Below are 2,225 nucleotides of genomic sequence, written 5' to 3' on the forward strand. Positions count from 1 at the left end.
GGCGGGGTCGGTCGGTCTGGCCTGCCAGCGTGCTGCGGACATTACCCGCGTTATGGTATGGAAATGATGTCATGGCCGTACCACATATGGGCCTGTATCGGGATTGCGGCGTGGCGGATGCGGTTTTCATGAACCAGCCGCCCCATCCCGTGCTGCCCGGCGGCCTGTTTGGCGGGGGCGCGTCGTATGCTGGTGGGGTTTAAGAAAAGGTAATGGATGGGGGGTGTGAATATCCCTTGATCGTCCTATGTATGGTAAACGTAGTGAACGTGGCGTCTGTTCGTCTGCCCGCTGTCGGGTGATGCGAAGGGGCCAGCGGATGGAACAGTAGGCAAGATGAACAATTTCGGCCGGAACCTGGCCCTGTGGGTTATCATCATCGTCCTGTTGCTGCTGCTGTTTAATGTTTTCCAGCCGGGAAGCGTGCAGCACGCATCGCAGCAACTGGCATATTCCGATTTCATCGGGGACGTGAACAGCGGTCATGTCCGGTCGGTTGTGGTGCAGGAACATAATATTACCGGCACGCTGACGGATGGCACCTCGTTCGACACCTATGCACCGCAGGATCCGACCCTGATCTCGCGCCTGACGGAAAAGGGGGTGGAAGTCGCCGCCAAACCGCTGGAAAGCGACACCAACCCGATCCTGCGCTACCTGATCAATTACGCGCCGCTGCTGCTGATGGTGGGGGCGTGGATCTTCATCATGCGCCAGATGCAGTCCGGCGGTGGCCGGGCCATGGGCTTTGGCAAGTCCCGTGCCCGCATGCTGACCGAAAAGCAGGGCCGCGTCACCTTTGATGACGTGGCGGGCATTGATGAAGCCAAGGGCGAATTGCAGGAAATCGTGGACTTCCTGCGCGACCCGCAGAAATTCACCCGCCTTGGCGGCAAGATCCCCAAGGGCGTGCTGCTGGTCGGTCCCCCCGGCACGGGTAAGACGCTGCTGGCCCGCGCCATCGCGGGTGAGGCGAACGTGCCGTTCTTCACCATCTCCGGTTCCGACTTCGTGGAGATGTTCGTGGGTGTCGGCGCATCGCGTGTGCGTGACATGTTCGAACAGGGCAAGAAGGCCGCGCCCTGCATCATCTTCATTGATGAAATCGACGCCGTGGGCCGCCATCGTGGCGCGGGCCTTGGCGGCGGCAATGACGAGCGTGAGCAGACACTCAACCAGATGCTGGTCGAGATGGATGGCTTTGACAGCAACGAGGGCGTGATCCTGATCGCCGCGACCAACCGCCCCGACGTGCTGGATCCCGCCCTGCTGCGTCCCGGCCGTTTTGACCGTCAGGTGGTCGTGCCCAACCCCGATGTTGCGGGCCGCGAGAAGATCCTGCGCGTCCATATGCGCAAGGTGCCGCTGGCGTCCGACGTGGACCCCAAGGTCATTGCCCGTGGCACGCCCGGCTTCTCCGGCGCGGATCTGGCCAATCTGGTCAATGAGGCCGCGCTGATGGCCGCCCGTCTTGGCAAGCGCACCGTCGCCATGCTGGAATTCGAGAACGCCAAGGACAAGGTGATGATGGGGGCCGAGCGCCGCTCCCTTGTCATGACCGAGGATGAAAAGAAAATGACCGCCTATCATGAAGGTGGTCACGCCCTGGTCGGCATTCTCACGCCCGGTTCCGATCCCGTGCACAAGGCGACCATCATTCCGCGCGGCCGTGCGCTGGGCATGGTGATGAGCCTGCCGGAGAAGGACCGTTATTCCGAAAGCCGGTCGTGGTGCATTGGCAAGCTGACGCTGGCCATGGGTGGCCGCGCGGCGGAGGAAATCATTTTTGGCCCCGATAACGTCTCGACCGGCGCATCGGGCGATATCAAGATGGCGACCGATGTCGCCCGCCGCATGGTGACCGAATGGGGCATGAGCGAAAAGCTCGGCATGGTGGCCTATGGCGGCAACGGGCAGGAAGTCTTCCTTGGCCATAGCGTGACGCAGAACAAGAATGTGTCCGAGGAAACCGCCCGTGAAATCGACAACGAGGTTCGAAAGCTGATCGACGCGGCCTATGACCGGGCGCGCACCCTGCTGCTCGATCATATCGACCAGTTGCATCGCCTGGGTTCGGCGCTGCTGGAATATGAAACCCTGACGGGGGAGGAAATCCGTCAGGTCCTGCGCGGCGAGAAGATCGAGCGCGTGGTGGTGGATGATCCGATGCCCGAAAACCGGCGTCCGTCCGTGCCGCCTTCAGCGCCCTCAGCGCCGGTTGCGCC

The 2,225-nt window shown here is 62.1% G+C and carries 1 protein-coding gene and 1 pseudogene; both read left to right on the forward strand.

Annotated features, from left to right (window positions below; genetic code table 11):
• Window positions 1–203: pseudogene (locus tag JCM25156_RS24710) on the forward strand (hypothetical protein); the annotation flags it as partial.
• A 133-nt stretch (window positions 204–336) separates the two neighbouring features.
• A partial coding sequence (gene ftsH, locus JCM25156_RS14245) for an ATP-dependent zinc metalloprotease FtsH (RefSeq protein WP_025813603.1) occupies window positions 337–2,225 on the forward strand: 1,889 nt, incomplete at its 3' end.

This window comes from Komagataeibacter kakiaceti JCM 25156 (assembly GCF_000613305.1).